Below are 16765 nucleotides of genomic sequence, written 5' to 3' on the forward strand. Positions count from 1 at the left end.
GATTTGGATATTGGCGCCAATACGGCAGAAGTAACGTGATCATCCACCCGATATGGGCAGAACCAGGTTGGCAGGTCTGCCTTCGGCAAAGGCCAGCACATTCTCGAACGCCACGCGAAAGTAGAGTTCGTAGCTGTTTTGCTCCACATAGCCGAGATGAGGCGTCGCCAATACGTTGGGCAGACGCAGCAGGGGCTCGCTTTCCTGTGTCGCCGGCTCGATGTCAAATACATCGAGCGCGGCCCGTTTCTCAGGATGGTTACTGAGCTCTGCATAGAGGGCGCCCGGCTCGATAAGTTCGGCACGGCTGGTATTGACCAGCAGAGAGTCAACTTTCATGCGAGCCAGGTCTGCGCGGGTAACAGCGCCGCGGGTTGCCTCGCTCAGGCGCAGATGCAGCGTGAGGATATCGGCTTGACTGAAAAGCGCCTCCTTGCTGGAGGCGCAGGCATAGCCATCCAGCTCGGCCTGCCTGCGCGAAGCCTCACTGCCCCATATCAGTAACGACATGCCAAATGCCTTGCCATAGCGGGCGATCCGCTGGCCTATCTTGCCGTAGCCCCAGATGCCGAGCGTCAGCCCATGCAGCGTGCGTCCCAAACCGAGGTCACCAGAATGCTGCCATTGGCCTTGGCTTAACGCCTGGCTGTAAGCAGGTATATGGCGGGAGGCTGCCATGATGAGCGCCCAGCAGAGCTCGGCGGGAGCAATAGGGCTGCCGATCCCTTCTGCCACGGCAACGCCGTACCGTTGGCATAGTGCCGGGTCGATGTGCTGGCTGACTTTGCCAGTCTGGCTGATGAGTTTAAGGGTGGGAAGCTGTATCAGCAGCTGTTCGTCGATGCGGGTACGCTCGCGGGTCAGCACCAGTGCTTCCATTCCTTCCAGCAGGGCGGCAAGGCGCGTTGTATCGGGTTCGCTCTGGTTGAGGATGGTGACGTCATGACCCGCCAGCAGGGCAAAGCAGGGGAGGTGGCGCACCTGATCCTGATGGTCATCCAGAATGGCAATCCGCATAAGAAATCCTTCTCGATTGCGTTGGCTCGGACCACTATCTTACCGGAATAAAAGGTGTCTGTTGTTTTCAAACGAACACAATCAGAAGGGAGTGCAATCAAGCCCATGTCCACGGACCGGGAAGAGCCTGACAGGCCAAAACAATCAGGGCCCCCGAATGGGAGCCCTGATGGCATGAGGTTGGCGTCTATGTTGCCCGCGCTTAGCCGTGCTTGCGGCCGGAGAGGCGGCACCACTCCTCCTTGACGGCGGTCGGGTCCATCTCGAACCACTGACCGTAGATGGTTTCCAGCTCCGGGGCCTGACTTTCCAGCACGCCGGAGAGGGCCATCAGGCTGCCCGGCTTGCCGTGGCCGGCGATAAGTGGAGCCAGTTCGCGCAGCGGGCCGGCCAGGATGTTGGCGACCACCACGTCCGCTTCGACATCTTGCGGCTGGTCGGCCGGCAGATAGAGCTCAATCTGGTCGGCGACGCCGTTGCGCGCGGCGTTGTCGCGGCTGGCCTGAATGGCCTGCGGGTCGATGTCGATGCCGATAACGCGGGCAGCACCCAGTTTCAGGGCGGCGATGCCGAGAATGCCGGAGCCACAGCCAAAATCGACCACGGTTTTACCGCTCAGATCCAGCCCGTCCAGCCACTGCAGGCAAAGTGCCGTGGTGGGGTGGGTACCGGTACCGAAGGCCAGGCCCGGATCCAGCATTACGTTGACCGCATCGGGGTTCGGCACGTCGCGCCAGCTCGGGCAGATCCAGAGGCGCTCGCCAAACTGCATGGGGTGGAAGTGATCCATCCACTCGCGCACCCAATCCTTGTCTTCCAGCAGCTCGACCTTGTAGCCGACATTTTCGCCGAAGATCTGCTGGAAGAAGGCGATGGTGGGAGCCGGATCGGTTTCGGCATCGAACAGACCCATCACTTCGGTCTCGCCCCAGAGCGGGGTTTCACCGGGCATGGGTTCATAGACGGGCACATCCTTGGCATCCATAAAGGTCACCGCCTGGGCTCCACGCCCCAGCAGCATGTTGCTCACCTTGTCTGCGGTCTTGGCAGTGGCGTTGATTCGAATTTGTATCCAGGGCATGGCGTCGACTCTTCATAAATGTGAAACCGCGAGATTCTACCATCATGGGGCAGTGCTGTCGTGGTTTGCCCATGACGTGGAGGGATTCGGGGGCTTTTGCCGGATTGGCACGGTTCCTGTATTGCTCTATGCAGGCGAAGACGACCGGTTTTCGCTGAACGCTTTGCTCAAGTTCCGTCATCTTTCACTGCCACCCTCGGGTGGCATTTTTTTATCTGCACTTGTTTGCCTGGTAAACAGTCTGCCAGACAAAAAAGAGCAAGGTCGGCACCTTGCTCAAGGACGGGCTGACGCCGTTTTGGCGCATTCATGCTGCTGTTGGCACGCCAGATGCAAAGACTAATATGTCCTGCATAAGGATATGTGTGTGATTGTTACCCCAATGTTCAGGTATTCAGGCCATTTCTCGCGAAATGGCCTCTTTTTTGGCTGATTGTCGGACGTTGGCCTGCCACAGGCAGTCATGAGTGCCGCTGGTTGTGCCCGTTTGGGGCATCTCCTTGGTGAACTTATCCCATCATGGTGCGTTGGAGGGCTTAGTTGGCAAAGCCGCTCATGTCGATCACCAGTTTGCCCACCATGCGTCCCGCTTCCACTTCTGCGTGGGCCTGAGCCAGCGTGACCGGGGTCAGTGAGTGGATGGTTCTGGTCAGGGTGGTCTGCAATACCCCTTCATCGACCAGTGCCGCCACCCGGCCGAGCAAGCGGTGCTGTTCGATCATGTCCGGCGTCTGGAACAGGGAGCGGGTGAACATGAACTCCTGGCTGAAGGTGACGCTCTTGCTCTTGAGCAGGGAGAGATCCCACGGCTCGCTCGATTCGGCGATGGTACAGATATGGCCAAACGGGCGGATCAGCCCTGCCATGGTGGCCCAGTGCTCGGCGGTGGCGTTGGTGCAGAAGATGGCATCGACCTGGGTGATGCCAAGGGCGGTCAGCTCCTCCTGCAACTTGTGGTGGTTCACAACCTGATGGGCGCCCATTTCGAGGCACCACTCGCGGCTCTCGGGGCGGGAGGCGGTCGCAATCACCTCCATACCGGTGAGCTGGCGGGCCAGCTGGATGGCGATGGAGCCCACGCCACCGGCGCCGCCGATGATCAGCAGTTTGCCACGGCTTTCGCGGGTAAGAGCGAAGCGCTCGAACAGGGTCTCCCAGGCGGTGATGGCGGTGAGCGGCAGGGCGGCGGCCTCCACATCGCTCAAGCTGGTGGGGGCGATGGCGGCGATGCGCTCATCCACCAGTTGCAGGGCGCTGTTGCTGCCCGGGCGGCTGATATCGCCGGCATACCAGACTCGGTCGCCCGCCTTGAACAGGGTGACTTCGCTGCCGGTGGCGATCACTTCCCCCACCGCATCCCAGCCCAGTACCCGGGGCGAACTTTCAATTTTGGCCTTGGGGGAACGCACCTTGGTATCCACCGGATTGACGGAGGTGGCGGTGACCCGCACCAGCAGATCCCGCGGACCCGGAACCGGATCGGGCAGGTTGGCGGCGATGAAGCAGTCGGGGTGGTCGCTTGGCAGATAGTGAGTCAGGGCTATGGCTTTCATGGTTTTTCCTTTCAAATCGCTGTGTTCGGGATTGCCACTCACTCTAGTCTGGTTGATTATCAAGATTAAGATGGGTAATCGGTAAAGACTGTTTGAATATATGAACAATGTCGATCTGGAGTTGATGGGGCTGTTCGCCACCGTGGTGGAGCAGGGGAGCTTTACCCGGGCCGCCGAGCTGCTTGGTATGCCCAAGTCATCGGTGAGCCAGAAGATCTCGCGGCTCGAATCCCAGCTCGGGGTGCGGCTGTTGCAGCGCACCACCCGCAGGTTGAGCCTGACCCCGCAGGGTGAACTCTATGTGGAGCACTGTCAGGGGCTGCTGGCACTGGCCCGCAGTGCCAATCTGGCGATGGCACGGCTGCGCTCGGCCCCGGCGGGGCGGGTGCGGATCACTGCCCCCGAGGCGACCGGTACTCTATTGCTTGGCCGGATCCTCGCCGAGTTTCGCGCCCTCTATCCCGAGGTGGTGCTGGAGCTGACCCTGAGTGACGATCAGCTCGATCTGGTGGGGGAAGGTTATGATTTGGCGCTGCGGGCGGCACCGCTGAAAGACTCCAGCCTCATCTGTCGGCGTATCGGTCAGGTGGCGCGTCATCTGGTGGCAGCGCCCGCCTATCTGGCGGCCCACGGCATGCCGCAGCAGTTGAGCGAGCTGGGCCGTTATGCCTGTCTGGTGCATTCGGCCATGCCGGTGTGGCCATTGCAGGAGGGGGGCTGGCGGCCGCAGGGGGCCTGTGTCAGCAACAGCTTGCTGGCGCTGCGGGAGATGGCGCTTCATGACGGGGGGATTGCCCTGTTGCCCCACCATGTCTGTGAAGGGGATTTGGCGGCGGGGCGGCTGCAGAAGGTGTTGCCGGATCAGCCCATTCCGGCCAACCCGTTTTACCTTATCTATCCGAGTCGGGAGCATCTGGCTCCCGCCCTGCGCACCCTGATGGATTTCGTGGCCGAGCGGTTGCCGTTTGCCTGAGTTACCAGCTGCTCTGGCTGGCCGACTCCTGATTGGGTTTGAGGCCGAGCGGGACCGACTGGCGCTCCGCCAGCATGCGGATCTGCCCTTCAATCAGGCTGGCACTGGGGCCCAGCACCAGCACCAGCTGGTGGTCGTTGAGCTGGATCCAGGAGAGGCAGCCCAGGCCCAGCAGGCGGGATTCATCCACCAGTGAAATATCGCGCACCCGCAGGCTGAGGCGGGTGATGCAGACACTCATCGCCACCAGATTGTCCATTCCGCCCAGTACCTTGAGATACTGGATCGCCAGCATCTGCGGGTCTGAGGGGGCAACGCTGGCAAGGCGCGGATGCTCCACCGCGATGGGCTTGCTCGGCATGCTGAGGGGGGCACGCTCCAGCAGTTGATAGAACAGCAGGGTGTAGGCGACGAAGAACAGGATACCGACCGGAATGAGCCAGAAGCTGTGCTCCCCAGCCTGATAGCTCAGCACCAGATCCAGCAGACCGGCGGAGAAGTAACTGCCCACCTTGATCCCCAGCCCGCTACAGACCGCCAGCGACAGTCCGGTCAGCAGGGCGTGGGCGAGAAACAGCCAGGGGGCGGTAAAGGCGAACAGAAATTCGATAGGCTCTGTGATACCCACCAGTGCCGAGGTGAGCGCCAGGGTGAGCAGCAGCCCGCCCTGCGGCAGCCGCTGCATCCGCTGGCGGTGCAGCCAGATGGCAAAACAGGCGCCCGGCAGGCCGAACATGATGATGGGGTAGAGACCGGCCACATACCCTTCATGAAGGGGCTGGGCGGTGGCCAGCGCCTGCAGGTTGCTCTCGCCAAGGCCGATGACGCTGCCCAATACCTGATGCAGCCCGAGTGGGATCAGCAGTCGGTTGAGTGTGCCGTAGCAGAAGGCGCCAAACGGCGTGGTGAGCAGCTCGGAGGTGAGCAGGGTCAGCCCGCGCTCCAGTGGCGGCCACAGCAGCGAGAGGGGGATGGCGATCAGCAGGCAGGCCAGGGCCGACACCAGCAGGCTGGGAAACTCCCCCCTGGCGACCTGCAGCCAGCGGGGCAGCGTTTGCTGGTGAACCCAGGGATAGATGATGGCGGTGGTGAGCCCCGCCAGCAGACCGCAGATCATGTCGGCGTGCAGGTTGGGGGCTAGCGTATTGAAAGCTGTGCTGAGCAGCAGGAAGTTGACCGCCCCCGCCAGCGTCTGTCCGCCCAGCTCCTGTCGACTCAGACCAAAGGCGATCGCCACCGCATAGATGAGCGGCATCTGGCTGAAGATCGCCTGACCGGTGAGGGAGAGCACCGCCAAATCGAGCACGTCGGGTTGCCCAAGCCGGTAGATCAACGCCGCCATCGGCAGGATGGAGACGGGCAGCAGCAGGGCATAACCGAGCCGCTGCAGGGCTTGAGTAACGACTTGTCGAGTGGCTTTAACGGGCATACAGCGGCTACGTTCTGTGACTTGGCGCACAGTTTAACCGGAAAACACCTATTTGGGGATAGTTTTGGAACCCCTAATTTATATTTTTATTATTTCTGCCCGAAAAGCTCGCGCACTTCCCGCGAGGGCGGTGCCGTCAGCAGGCTGATCGTGATAAAGACCACCAGCGCCAGCGTGAGGCTTGGCACGATGGCGTGCAGGCCAGCCAGCTTGATCCCCCACTGACTGAGTACCCCATAGCTGACGATGCCGCTGACCATGCTGGCCAGTGCGCCCGGGCCGTTGGCCCGTGACCAGTAGAGGCCGAGCACCAGCGGCCAGAGGAACACCGCCTGCAGACCGCCAAAGGCGAGCAGGTTGAGCCAGATGATCATCTCCGGCGGTTGCAGCGCCGCCAGCAGTACCAGGGTGCCCAAGATCAGGGTGCAGAGCAGGGAGAGGCGGGGAATGCGCACTTCCAGCTTCTCCTGCTTTGGATTGAGATAGTTGAGGTAGAGATCCTTCACCAGAGTGGCGGAAGCCTGGATCAGCTGGGAGTCGATGGTGGACATGATGGCTGCCATCGGCGCCGCCAGAAAGACCCCGGCCAGCCAAGGGGGCAGCACTTCCATCATCAGGGAGGGCATGATCTTGTCCGGGCTGTCCATGCCGGGCAGGATGGCGCGGCCAAGGGCGCCCGCCAGATGCATGCCAAACATCAGCAGGGCGCTGACCACTGTACCGATCAGGATGCCGCGGTGAAGCGCCTTGCTGTCGCGATAGCCAAAGCAGCGCAGCGCCGAGTGGGGCAGCCCCACCACCCCGACACAGACCAGGATCCAGAAGCTCAACATAAAGGGCTGGGTCAGCATGTCGCCGGCTCCCTGCGGGCTCACCAGCTTGGGATCGATCTCCCTGAGCTGGTGGATAAGGTTTGGCAGGCCGTCACCGGCAATCAAAATTCCTGCCAGCAGGGCGCCGGTGCCGATCAGCATGATGATCCCCTGCAGGGCATCGGTCATCACCACAGCGCGGAAGCCGCCGATGATGGTGTAGAGCAGCACACAGCTGGCAAACAGCATCAACCCCTGCTGGTAGGAGAGGCCGGTGGCGGTCTCCAGCAGGCGGGCGCCGCCGATAAACTGCACCACCATGGTCGCGATAAAGGCGAGGATGATAGTAACGGAGCCGAGGATCACCACCGCCTTGCTCTGGTAGCGGGCCCACAGCATGTCGTTGATGGTCACCGCATTGACCCGGCGGGCGATGATGGCGAACTTCTTGCCAAGCACCCCCAGAGTGAGCCAGACGGTGGGTAGCTGGATCATCGCCAGCAACACCCAGCCCAGACCAATCTTGTAGGCCGCGCCCGGCCCGCCGATAAAGGAGGAGGCCGAGGTGTAGGTGGCCACTAGCGTCATCGCCAGCACCAGCCCGCCCATGCTGCGGTTGCCGATGAAGTACTCCTGCACGAAGTTGCCTTGCGCGCGATGGCGGCTGGCCCAAAAACCCACCCCCAGCACCAGCACCAGATAGATGACGAGCGGCAGCATCAGCTCAAGATTCATGGGATGACTCCTTGCCGGAAGGGGAGTGGGTATCGAGGGGGATCTCCACAAACAGCCGGTTCACCATCAGGGCGCAGAGCAGAATGAACAGCAGTGGCATCACCATGCAGCTGAGCAGGAACCACAGTGGCAGCCCCCACAATTCCAGCTGGAGCGGGATGAAATAGGCGGTGCTATACCAAGCAAAGAAGTAGAGCAGGGTCAGCAGCAGGCAGAAAGCTGCTTCCCGGCGGGCGAGAGCAAAACGGTTCACCTTGGCCTCCGACAAATTTGAGGGGCGCAAGGATAACAAAAAAGGGCCATGTCGCCATGGCCCTTTTTCAGCAGAGGCTCCTTGCGGAGCAGACTTCCATCGGAAGTCCGGTCTCTATCAGCGATCCTTACAGACCCAACTTCTTGTGCAGGTAGTGGGCGTTGGTACTGCCACCGTGCAATGTCATCGGGTCTCTATCAGCGATCCTTACAGACCTAACTTCTTGTGCAGGTAGTGGATATTGGTGCCACCGTGCTGGAAGTTTTCGTCTTTCATGATCTCTTTTTGCAGCGGTACGTTGGTCTTGATCCCTTCCACCACCAGCTCGTCCAGCGCATGGCGCATGCGGGCGATGGCAATGTCACGATTCTCGCCGTAGCAGATCAGCTTGCCGATCATTGAATCGTAGTGGGGCGGTACCTTGTAACCTGCATAAATGTGGGAGTCCCAACGCACGCCCAGACCACCCGGCGCGTGGAAGCGCTGCACCAAACCCGGAGAGGGCATGAAGGTGGCCGGATCTTCGGCGTTGATCCGGCACTCGATGGCATGGCCACGGATGCGGATATCCTGCTGGGTGATCGACAGGGGCTGGCCGGCGGCGATGCGCAGCTGCTCCTTGATCAGATCGATACCGGTTACCATCTCGGTGACCGGATGCTCAACCTGAATACGGGTGTTCATTTCGATGAAATAGAACTCGCCGTTCTCGTACAGGAACTCGAAAGTACCCGCACCGCGGTAGCCGATCTCGATACAGGCGCGCACACAGCGCTCGCCGATGAACTTGCGCATTTCGGCGGTGATGCCCGGTGCCGGCGCCTCTTCCACCACTTTCTGGTGGCGACGCTGCATGGAGCAGTCACGCTCGCCCAGATAGAGGGCGTTGCCCTGGCCGTCTGCCAACACCTGAATTTCGATGTGGCGCGGGTTTTCCAGGTACTTCTCCATGTAGACCATGTCGTTCTTGAAGAACTGGCCTGCTTCGGATTTGGTCAGCGCGATGGCGCCCGCCAGTTCCGCTTCATTGCGCACCACGCGCATACCGCGACCACCACCGCCACCGGCGGCCTTGATGATCACCGGATAGCCGATGCGCTTGGCAATGGCGGCGTTGTGCTTGGCGTCGTTGTCGACGGGGCCGTCAGAGCCCGGCACACACGGTACGCCCGCTTTCTTCATCGCTTCGATGGCGGAGACCTTGTCACCCATCAGGCGAATGGTCTCGGCGCGCGGGCCGATGAAGATGAAGCCGGATTTTTCGACCACTTCGGCGAAATCGGCGTTCTCGGAGAGGAAGCCGTAACCCGGGTGGATGGCCACGGCACCGGTTACCTCGGCGGCGGCGATGATCGCCGGGACGTTGAGGTAGGATTCAGTACTGGCCGGTCTGCCGATACAGATGGATTCGTCGGCCAGCAGCACATGTTTGAGCTCCCGGTCGGCGGTGGAGTGAACGGCCACTGTCTTGATCCCGAGCTCTTTACAGGCGCGCAGGATCCGCAGGGCAATTTCACCGCGGTTGGCGATGACTACTTTGTCCAACATGGGTGGCGATTTCCCTTATTCGATGATGAACAGCGGCTCGTCAAATTCGACGGCCTGACCATTTTCAACCAGGATCGCTTTGATCACACCGGCCTTGTCAGACTCGATTTGGTTCATCATTTTCATGGCTTCGACGATGCACAGGGTGTCGCCGACATTGACTTGCTGACCCACTTCCGCGAACGGCTTGGCATCCGGGCTGGAGGAGCGGTAGAAGGAGCCAACCATCGGGGAGCGCATCAGGTGACCGCTCGGGGCGGCATCTGCGGCCGGTGCGGCGGCAACCGGGGCGGCAGCGGCAGGTGCGGCAACCGGAGCGGCTTGCTGCATCATCATCTGCGGCATGGCGGTGGTCACCTGACCGGAGAAGTTGCGGCTGATGCGAACGGACTCTTCACCTTCGGAGATCTCCAGTTCGGCGATGCCGGACTCTTCAACCAGTTCAATCAGCTTCTTGATTTTGCGGATATCCATTAGCATTCTCTTTCTTCTTTATCTGATCAGTGATTATCAAGCCGCGCGCAGATGGTGCACGGCCGCGGTTAAAGCGAATTGGTAGCCATCGGCCCCCAGACCACAAATGACCCCTTTGGCGACATCAGACAGATAGGAGTGATGACGGAACGGCTCCCTGGCATGGACGTTTGACAGGTGAACCTCGATAAAAGGGATGGCAACGCCCAGCAGCGCATCGCGAATGGCGACGCTGGTGTGGGTGAAGGCGGCCGGATTGATGATGATAAAATCCACCTGGCCCATGGCCTGATGGATGCGGCCGACCAACTCATGTTCGGCGTTGGATTGCAGATGTTCCAGAGTGACACCGAGTTCGCTGGCGTTAAGCTTCAGATCGGCGACGATCTCATCAAGCGTCTTGCTGCCGTAGATACCCGGTTCCCGTTTGCCCAGCAGATTCAGGTTTGGTCCGTTGAGCAGGAGAATGCGGTGATTTTGCGACATATTGAGTACATCCTCGATGATAATGCTGCTATCTATCAGCTATCTTGTGGACTACCAGAAATCTAGCCATTTTCTGCGCAAATCGGTGTGCCCTGGCACACAGATTTCGCAATTATATTGATTTCGTGAAAATTAGCAGCATTTTACTGGTCTAATCTCTACATCTGGCTATTTATTGCACATTTTGGTCGGCAAGGCTCCGTAGCTACCGCCTTGCTGTTTGCTGGCGGATGAGAAACGACAAAGCCGGCACAGGGCCGGCTTTATTGAGCAACAAACGAAGCGGGATCAGGCAGCTTCCGACTTCTCGCGGATGAGTTTGTCTACTACCCCCGGATCCGCCAGGGTGGAGATATCCCCCAGACTGTCGGTCTCTCCGGTGGCGATCTTGCGCAAGATGCGGCGCATAATCTTGCCGGAACGGGTCTTCGGCAGCCCCTCTGCCCAGTGAATGACATCTGGCGTTGCGATGGCGCCGATCTCTTTGCGCACCCACTCCTTCACCTCTTTATGCAGCTCGCGGCTTGGCTCTTCCCCGGCGATCAGGGTGACATAGGCATAGATGCCCTGACCCTTGATCTCGTGAGGAACCCCCACCACCGCGGCTTCAGCGATCTTGGGATGGGCCACCAGCGCCGATTCAATTTCGGCGGTACCCATGCGGTGGCCAGAGACGTTCAGTACATCATCCACCCGACCGGTGATCCAGTAGTAGCCGTCCTCGTCGCGACGGGCACCGTCGCCGGTGAAGTAGCGGCCCGGGAAGGTGGAGAAGTAGGTCTGCTCGAAGCGCTCGTGATCGCCGAATACGGTGCGCATCTGACCCGGCCAGGAGTCGGTGATCACCAGGTTGCCCTCGGTAGCCCCCTCCAGCGGTTCGCCCATGTTGTCGACCAGCGCAGGTTGCACCCCGAAGAAGGGTTTGGTGGCAGAGCCGGGTTTCAGGTCGGTGACGCCGGGCAGCGGCGTAATCAGGATGCCGCCGGTTTCGGTTTGCCACCAGGTATCGACAATGGGGCAGCGCTCATCGCCAATGGTGCGGTAGTACCACTCCCAGGCTTCCGGGTTGATGGGTTCACCCACCGAACCCATGATGCGCAGGCTCTGGCGTGACGTGCCGGTGACCGCTTCGTTACCCTTGGCCATCAGGGCACGGATGGCGGTTGGTGCAGTATAAAGGATGGTGACCTTATGCTTGTCCACCACCTGACTCATGCGGTTGGTGGCCGGGTAGTTGGGCACCCCTTCGAACATGATGGTGGTGGCACCGTTGGCAAGCGGCCCGTAGACCAGATAGGAGTGGCCGGTGACCCAGCCCACATCGGCGGTACACCAGTAGATATCCTCTTCGTGGTAGTCGAACACATATTTGAAGGTGAGGGTGGCGTAAACCAGATAGCCGCCGGTGGTGTGGAGCACCCCCTTGGGTTTGCCGGTGGAGCCGGAGGTATAGAGGATAAAGAGCGGATCTTCGGCGTTCATCGCCTCGGGCGGGCAATTGCTGCTGACGGTGGCGGTCGCTTCGTGCCACCAGATGTCGCGGTGGTTGTGCCAGGCGACATTGCCGCCGGTGCGCTTGAGCACGATCACCTTGTTGACCTGGGTTTCCGGGTTGGTGAGCGCTTCATCCACATTCTTCTTGAGCGGCACCGGACGGCCACCGCGCAGCCCCTCGTCGGCGGTGATGACGATGCGCGAGCCGGAGTCGATGATGCGGCCGGCCAGCGCTTCCGGCGAGAAGCCGCCGAAGACAATGCTGTGTACCGCGCCGATGCGGGTACAGGCCAGCATGGCGATGGCGGCTTCGGGCACCATGGGCATATAGAGGCAGACCACATCGCCGCGGTGAACCCCTTGTGCTTTCAATACGTTGGCAAACTTGCACACTTCGCTGTGCAGTTCGCGGTAAGTGAGTTTGCGATCTTCGGTGGGGTTATCCCCTTCCCAGATGATGGCAACCTTGTCGCCACGCTCGGCGAGATGGCGATCGAGACAGTTGGCCGAGACGTTGAGCTGGCCATCTTCAAACCATTTGATGGAAACATGGCCCGGATCGTAGGAGGTGTTCTTGACCTTGGTATAGGGTTTCATCCAGTCGAGAATTTTTCCCTGCTCTCCCCAGAAGGTATCGGGATCCTCGACGGAAGCCTGATACATGGCGGCATAGTCGCCCTTGTCGAGCAGTGCATTGCTGCTGATGTGGGGTTTGACCGGGTAGACCTTGCTCTCGCTCATCACTCACTCCTTTGAATACATACTTTTAATAATTAAGTAACAACTTATACCTTTGGCTGATGGGGGCAATTAGACTTTTGGATAGGCGGCAACAGTTGGTTACAGGACAAAGAGTGACAATTAATCGGCGAGTGGGTAAAAGGGGGCCGTGTCGATTAATTGGAGGTCATGATGTTTTCTCTGTTGCTCTGTGCATCCCTTTGGCAGTTTGATGCGCCAGTGCCCGCTGGCGAACCTCCGAAAGAGTTTGCGATCACCCATCAGGAGGTCTCACCCGCGCTGCGGGAGCGGGTTGCCGATCAGCTTGGTCATGCATGGCAGGCCAAAGAGCCTGGTACCAGACTTACCTTCAGCGAGCCAGCTCCCCGTTATGCTGGCGAATCACCTCTGACGCGTATGCTCAATGATCGTGATGATGGTTGGGAATCCCGCTTGCAGATCGAGTGGTAATCCGGTCGGCAGCCAGGAGGCGGATGCCTCCCGGCTGGTGATGATGATTGCCTGCCGCTATGAGACGTAGCGTTGATGCAGGCGATCTCCCATGTGCTCGACATGCAGTGGTTTGCTGAACAGATAGCCCTGTCCTTCGCCGCAGTTGAGTGACTGCAAGAAGGCGTGTTGTGCCTTGGTTTCAATCCCTTCGGCGGTGACCTCCATATCCAGACTGTCGGCCAGATTGATGATGGTGCGGCAGAGCTCCCGACTGTTCTTGTCTTCCGGTAATGCCTGCACAAACGCCCGGTCTATCTTGATGCGATCGATCGGCAGGGTCTTGAGCAGACTCAGTGACGAGAAGCCGGTACCAAAGTCATCGATGGCAATCTGCACGCCGAGATTTTTCAGGCGGGTAAAGAGATCCAGACTCTGTTCGACCCGCTGGATGATGCTCTCCGTCACCTCGATCTCGAGCCGTTCTGGCGGAAATCCGGTCTCGGCCAGAATAGCGGCGACCCGTTCAACATAGCCCGGGGAGCGCATCTCCCGCACCGACACATTGACCGACAAGCGGGGCACCGGCAGTCCGGCGGCCAGCCAGTTTTGTCCCTGCTCGCAGGCGTTGCGCATCACCCATTCCCCAATTTTCTCTATCAGGCCGCACTCCTCTGCCACCGGAATAAAGCGGGTCGGCGCTATCATCCCCTCATTGGGATGCTGCCAGCGCAGCAGGGCTTCCAGTCCACTCAGGTGGCCGTTGGCCAGATTGGTCATGGGTTGATAGAAGATGCAGAGCTGTTCGAGCTCCAGGGCCTTGAGCAGACCCTGCTCAATCTGCATCCGCTCGCGGGCTCGAGCCGCCATGCAGGGGGTATAGAACTGGAATCCATTGCGCCCCTGACTTTTCGCCTCGTACATGGCGCTGTCGGCGGCGCTGACCAGGGTTTCCGGGCTGTCTGCATGATCCGGATAGATGGCGATACCGATACTTGCCGAGATTGCCACCAGCTCATGGGCCAGCTCAACCGGTTCACGCAACACGGTCAGCAGGGTATTGGCCAGGGTTGCCAGCTCGTCAGGCTCCTCCAGATAGGGGATCAGCACCAGAAACTCGTCTCCCCCGAGGCGGGTCGCCAGATCGTTGTGCTGCAGGCAGCCGCGGATCCGCTCTGCCAGCCGCTTGAGCAGCTCATCGCCAACTCCGTGGCCCAGGCTGTCGTTGATCAGCTTGAAGCCATCCAGATCGATAAAGAGCAGCCCCAACCGTTTGCGATTGAGCTGCGCGGTTTTCAGCTCAAGGGCCAGCCGCTCCTGCAACAGATGACGATTGCCCAGCTCGGTCAGGGGATCGTGATAGGCAAGGTGATTCAGTTCGGCCTCCACCTTGCGAATGGCGCTGATGTCGGAAAGGGCGATCACATAGTGAGTAGTGTTGTTGAAGTTGTCATAGACAGCGCTGATCTGCTGCCAGGAGGAGAAGTAGCTGCCATCCTTGCGCAGACAAACCATCTCGCCATGCCAGGCGTTGTTGCCGGGGCGCAGGTGATACCAGGGATAGTCGAGGTCGGTGTAGCGCCTGGGATGCATGATGATATCCGGGGTACGGCCTATCACCTCCTCGGCATTGTATTGGGTCAGCATGGTGAAGGCCGGGTTGACCGACAGAATATGGTGTTCGCTGTCGAGGATGATGATCCCCTCGGCAGTGGTATCGAATACCACGTTGGCCTGATGGAGTCGCTCCTCCTGACGGCGGCGGGCGGTGGCATTGTGAATGACCCCCATGACCCGGTGGCCGACCGACTCGGTGGCGGGGACATGGTCGGCATGAATATCGACCCAGTGGCGCTCGTTGAGAGCGGTGAGGTAGCTCAGGGTGAGATGGATGGGGTCATGACTTTGCAGGGCGGCCTTGAGCTGGCTGCCGGATTCCGGTTCAAAACAGTCGACGAACGCTTGCAGCCCGCCGTGGAACTGGTTGGCCTCAATGCCCAGCAGCGGCTCAATCTGGCCGTCGAACAGTAATCTGTCCTCCGCAACGTGCCACTCCCACACCCCGATTTGGGCCGCTCGCATTGCCAGTTGCAGCCGTTGTTCGGTTTCGTACTGCTCGGTGATGTCCCGCACGATGGCGAGGATACCGTTCAGCTCCCCTTTCTCATCACGCATCGGGCTGTAGGTGGCCTGAAAGCGGCGGGAGCTGCTGTCGTACGCCGCGGTTTGGCCCGTGATGGCGATATCCACGTAGGGCATGCCGCTTCGCATGATCTGCTGAAACATGGGCTCCAGAGTCGGTGCCAGCTTGGGAACCACCTCTCGGAGATGCTTGCCCTGATGCTCCTCGATGCTTTTGCCATTGATGTCGGCCAGCACCTGATTGACTTTACGGTAGCGAAATTCGCAGTCAAAGACGCCGATGCCCAGAGGGGCATTATCCATCAGCTGTTCCAGGACGGTGTGATCTGACAGCTGGGTCAACATTGCCTCGGTGTCGGCGTTGAAAAGCTTCCCATCCATGATGACCTCGGCATTGATTGTTTTATCACTTGCATCAGTTGTCAGTATGGCACGAACTGTTTGGCCGGGAGTCAAGCGGAGTTATCTGGTTGTTTTGACGGCAAGAATAGGCAGAAAAACCTGATAAAAAGGATGGAAAAAGGGGCGAGTGGTTATCCCTTCTGGCGACCAAACGCCTGAATACCGCGCACAAATACCAGCCAGCCGAGCAGATGGAACGGGAGGGCAAGCAGATAGAGCAGCAGGAAGTGCGACTCGCTGCCACTGCTGTTGATGAAGTCGATCCAGGCGGCCAGCAGCGCCAGCATGCCGGCAATCTGGAAGCGGCGGCGCAACACCACCTCGACGCCGAGATTGGCAAGGTAGAGGGTGAGCAGGATGCCGGCAAAGCCGGTGAGCTGGGCGGTGCCGTAGAGCTCGCGATCCGGGTTGAACAGCAGCGCAATCAGGGGAGTAATGCCCTGATCCAGTGGGATCAGGGCCAGCAGCCAGCATGCAATCAGAAGCAGGGCTGTCTTCATCGCGGACTCAGTCGGCGGACGGTGCCGGTTTGACCAGAGAGAGGTAGTTGGCATCCATCTTGAGGAAGACCCCCAGCAGGCGGGCACTGGCGCCGTAGAAGCCAAACCGGTCGGCGGCGCGACAGGCGCTTTCGAACTTGTCAAACCACCCCAGCAGATGGCCGTGCAGCAGCGCTTCCTGCTCGTCGAGCCAGCGTTCCCGCTCGGCTGCGCTCTTGGCTTCCGCCGCGCGGATGATGAGATTGCCCATCAGGTCCAGCTCGATGGCCAGATGGTCGGCTGGCTCTTTATATTTGTCGCTGACATTGATGCCGAGGCGATCGAGGCGGGCCTGCATCTCGGCCATCGGGGCCTGCATCAGCAGCTTGGCATCGCCGCGGTAGAGCGATTCGTAGGGCAGGGCGCCCTGTTTGGGATCCACCAGAAACAGCCCTGCGAAGTCGGCGGCCAGTTCCAGCTGGCGATCCGGGCGCACCAGCAGGCGAGCGATGGCATCGTTGAGCTCGGCCACGGCTTCGCGCATCGGATCCAGGGTGGAGAGGCTTTTCAGGAAGCTTCGCACATCATAGGTGTCATATTCGGCGATCTGCTCATCACTGAGTTCGGCGGCGAACAGGGTGGAGAACCACCAGTAGAGTTCGGCCCGGCGTTCGCTGGTAGCCATAAATTCCTGCATTTTTCCTCCGTGGATGGCAA

At 60.0% G+C, this 16765-nt stretch carries 15 protein-coding genes; 2 read left to right on the plus strand and 13 right to left on the minus strand.

Going from position 1 to position 16765, the window contains the following annotated elements; translation table 11 throughout:
* Window positions 1–39 precede the first annotated feature (39 nt).
* From AB5Y82_RS11860 to AB5Y82_RS11870, 3 genes are all read right to left on the minus strand, one after another.
* Window positions 40–1017 (minus strand): D-2-hydroxyacid dehydrogenase family protein, encoded by a 978-nt coding sequence (locus AB5Y82_RS11860; protein ID WP_368173984.1) that lies wholly within the window; start codon window positions 1015–1017, stop codon window positions 40–42.
* Between the two features lie 202 nt (window positions 1018–1219).
* Window positions 1220–2098, minus strand: a complete 879-nt coding sequence (prmA, locus tag AB5Y82_RS11865) for a 50S ribosomal protein L11 methyltransferase (RefSeq protein ID WP_323924043.1) — start codon at window positions 2096–2098, stop codon at window positions 1220–1222.
* 536 nt (window positions 2099–2634) lie between these two features.
* Window positions 2635–3651, minus strand: coding sequence for a zinc-binding alcohol dehydrogenase family protein (locus AB5Y82_RS11870; protein WP_323924042.1), 1017 nt, complete (start codon window positions 3649–3651; stop codon window positions 2635–2637).
* Window positions 3652–3751: 100 nt separating this feature from the next.
* On the opposite strand from AB5Y82_RS11870, the gene AB5Y82_RS11875 reads away from it, so the two are divergent.
* Window positions 3752–4624, plus strand: coding sequence for a LysR family transcriptional regulator (locus AB5Y82_RS11875; RefSeq protein WP_162504381.1), 873 nt, complete (start codon window positions 3752–3754; stop codon window positions 4622–4624).
* Window position 4625: 1 nt separating this feature from the next.
* On the opposite strand, the gene AB5Y82_RS11880 is transcribed toward AB5Y82_RS11875, so the two are convergent.
* From AB5Y82_RS11880 to acs, 7 genes are all read right to left on the minus strand, one after another.
* Window positions 4626–6053, minus strand: coding sequence for a PTS transporter subunit EIIC (locus AB5Y82_RS11880; RefSeq protein ID WP_120414876.1), 1428 nt, complete (start codon window positions 6051–6053; stop codon window positions 4626–4628).
* An 89-nt stretch (window positions 6054–6142) separates the two neighbouring features.
* The gene (panF, locus tag AB5Y82_RS11885; RefSeq protein ID WP_368173985.1) at window positions 6143–7600 is read right to left on the minus strand and encodes a sodium/pantothenate symporter; all 1458 of its coding nucleotides are present in this window, start codon (window positions 7598–7600) and stop codon (window positions 6143–6145) included.
* The gene (locus AB5Y82_RS11890) at window positions 7590–7853 is read right to left on the minus strand and encodes a YhdT family protein (RefSeq protein WP_111899885.1); all 264 of its coding nucleotides are present in this window, start codon (window positions 7851–7853) and stop codon (window positions 7590–7592) included. The genes panF and AB5Y82_RS11890 overlap by 11 nt, the downstream gene beginning before the upstream one ends.
* A gap of 207 nt (window positions 7854–8060) precedes the next feature.
* Window positions 8061–9401, minus strand: coding sequence for an acetyl-CoA carboxylase biotin carboxylase subunit (accC, locus tag AB5Y82_RS11895; protein ID WP_005338910.1), 1341 nt, complete (start codon window positions 9399–9401; stop codon window positions 8061–8063).
* 15 nt (window positions 9402–9416) lie between these two features.
* The gene (gene accB / locus AB5Y82_RS11900; protein WP_005338908.1) at window positions 9417–9875 is read right to left on the minus strand and encodes an acetyl-CoA carboxylase biotin carboxyl carrier protein; all 459 of its coding nucleotides are present in this window, start codon (window positions 9873–9875) and stop codon (window positions 9417–9419) included.
* Between the two features lie 36 nt (window positions 9876–9911).
* On the minus strand, window positions 9912–10361 hold the full coding sequence (aroQ, locus tag AB5Y82_RS11905) for a type II 3-dehydroquinate dehydratase (protein WP_005338907.1): 450 nt from the start codon (window positions 10359–10361) through the stop codon (window positions 9912–9914).
* Between the two features lie 288 nt (window positions 10362–10649).
* Window positions 10650–12596 carry an acetate--CoA ligase gene (gene acs / locus AB5Y82_RS11910; protein WP_368173986.1) on the minus strand — a complete coding sequence of 649 codons (1947 nt, stop codon included), beginning with the start codon at window positions 12594–12596 and terminating at the stop codon, window positions 10650–10652.
* A gap of 168 nt (window positions 12597–12764) precedes the next feature.
* Between acs and AB5Y82_RS11915 the strand changes: the two genes are divergently transcribed.
* Window positions 12765–13046 (plus strand): hypothetical protein, encoded by a 282-nt coding sequence (locus AB5Y82_RS11915; protein ID WP_231719491.1) that lies wholly within the window; start codon window positions 12765–12767, stop codon window positions 13044–13046.
* 57 nt (window positions 13047–13103) lie between these two features.
* Here AB5Y82_RS11915 and AB5Y82_RS11920 read toward each other — a convergent pair whose 3' ends face one another.
* The 3 genes from AB5Y82_RS11920 to torD all read right to left on the minus strand — a co-directional run bounded on the left by AB5Y82_RS11920 (window position 13104) and on the right by torD (window position 16745).
* Window positions 13104–15512 carry an EAL domain-containing protein gene (locus tag AB5Y82_RS11920; RefSeq protein ID WP_228023491.1) on the minus strand — a complete coding sequence of 803 codons (2409 nt, stop codon included), beginning with the start codon at window positions 15510–15512 and terminating at the stop codon, window positions 13104–13106.
* A 188-nt stretch (window positions 15513–15700) separates the two neighbouring features.
* Window positions 15701–16069 carry a hypothetical protein gene (locus AB5Y82_RS11925; protein WP_042080620.1) on the minus strand — a complete coding sequence of 123 codons (369 nt, stop codon included), beginning with the start codon at window positions 16067–16069 and terminating at the stop codon, window positions 15701–15703.
* Window positions 16070–16076: 7 nt separating this feature from the next.
* Window positions 16077–16745: a molecular chaperone TorD gene (gene torD / locus AB5Y82_RS11930; protein WP_005358423.1), complete on the minus strand. Its 669-nt coding sequence runs from the start codon at window positions 16743–16745 to the stop codon at window positions 16077–16079.
* Between the last annotated feature and the right edge of the window lie 20 nt (window positions 16746–16765).

Origin of the sequence: Aeromonas sp. s13 (genome assembly GCF_040907905.1) — a bacterium.
GTDB classification, from domain to species: domain Bacteria; phylum Pseudomonadota; class Gammaproteobacteria; order Enterobacterales; family Aeromonadaceae; genus Aeromonas; species Aeromonas veronii.

Bases quoted from the DNA above. Each gene is read 5' to 3' on its own strand.
- accB (WP_005338908.1), bottom strand. From the start codon at position 9,875: ATGGATATCCGCAAAATCAAGAAGCTGATTGAACTGGTTGAAGAGTCC.
- torD (WP_005358423.1), bottom strand. From the start codon at position 16,745: ATGCAGGAATTTATGGCTACCAGCGAACGCCGGGCCGAACTCTACTGG.
- AB5Y82_RS11920 (WP_228023491.1), bottom strand. From the start codon at position 15,512: ATGTTGACCCAGCTGTCAGATCACACCGTCCTGGAACAGCTGATGGAT.
- AB5Y82_RS11875 (WP_162504381.1), top strand. From the start codon at position 3,752: ATGAACAATGTCGATCTGGAGTTGATGGGGCTGTTCGCCACCGTGGTG.
- panF (WP_368173985.1), bottom strand. From the start codon at position 7,600: ATGAATCTTGAGCTGATGCTGCCGCTCGTCATCTATCTGGTGCTGGTG.
- aroQ (WP_005338907.1), bottom strand. From the start codon at position 10,361: ATGTCGCAAAATCACCGCATTCTCCTGCTCAACGGACCAAACCTGAAT.
- AB5Y82_RS11880 (WP_120414876.1), bottom strand. From the start codon at position 6,053: ATGCCCGTTAAAGCCACTCGACAAGTCGTTACTCAAGCCCTGCAGCGG.
- AB5Y82_RS11870 (WP_323924042.1), bottom strand. From the start codon at position 3,651: ATGAAAGCCATAGCCCTGACTCACTATCTGCCAAGCGACCACCCCGAC.
- AB5Y82_RS11915 (WP_231719491.1), top strand. From the start codon at position 12,765: ATGATGTTTTCTCTGTTGCTCTGTGCATCCCTTTGGCAGTTTGATGCG.
- acs (WP_368173986.1), bottom strand. From the start codon at position 12,596: ATGAGCGAGAGCAAGGTCTACCCGGTCAAACCCCACATCAGCAGCAAT.
- accC (WP_005338910.1), bottom strand. From the start codon at position 9,401: ATGTTGGACAAAGTAGTCATCGCCAACCGCGGTGAAATTGCCCTGCGG.
- AB5Y82_RS11925 (WP_042080620.1), bottom strand. From the start codon at position 16,069: ATGAAGACAGCCCTGCTTCTGATTGCATGCTGGCTGCTGGCCCTGATC.
- AB5Y82_RS11860 (WP_368173984.1), bottom strand. From the start codon at position 1,017: ATGCGGATTGCCATTCTGGATGACCATCAGGATCAGGTGCGCCACCTC.
- prmA (WP_323924043.1), bottom strand. From the start codon at position 2,098: ATGCCCTGGATACAAATTCGAATCAACGCCACTGCCAAGACCGCAGAC.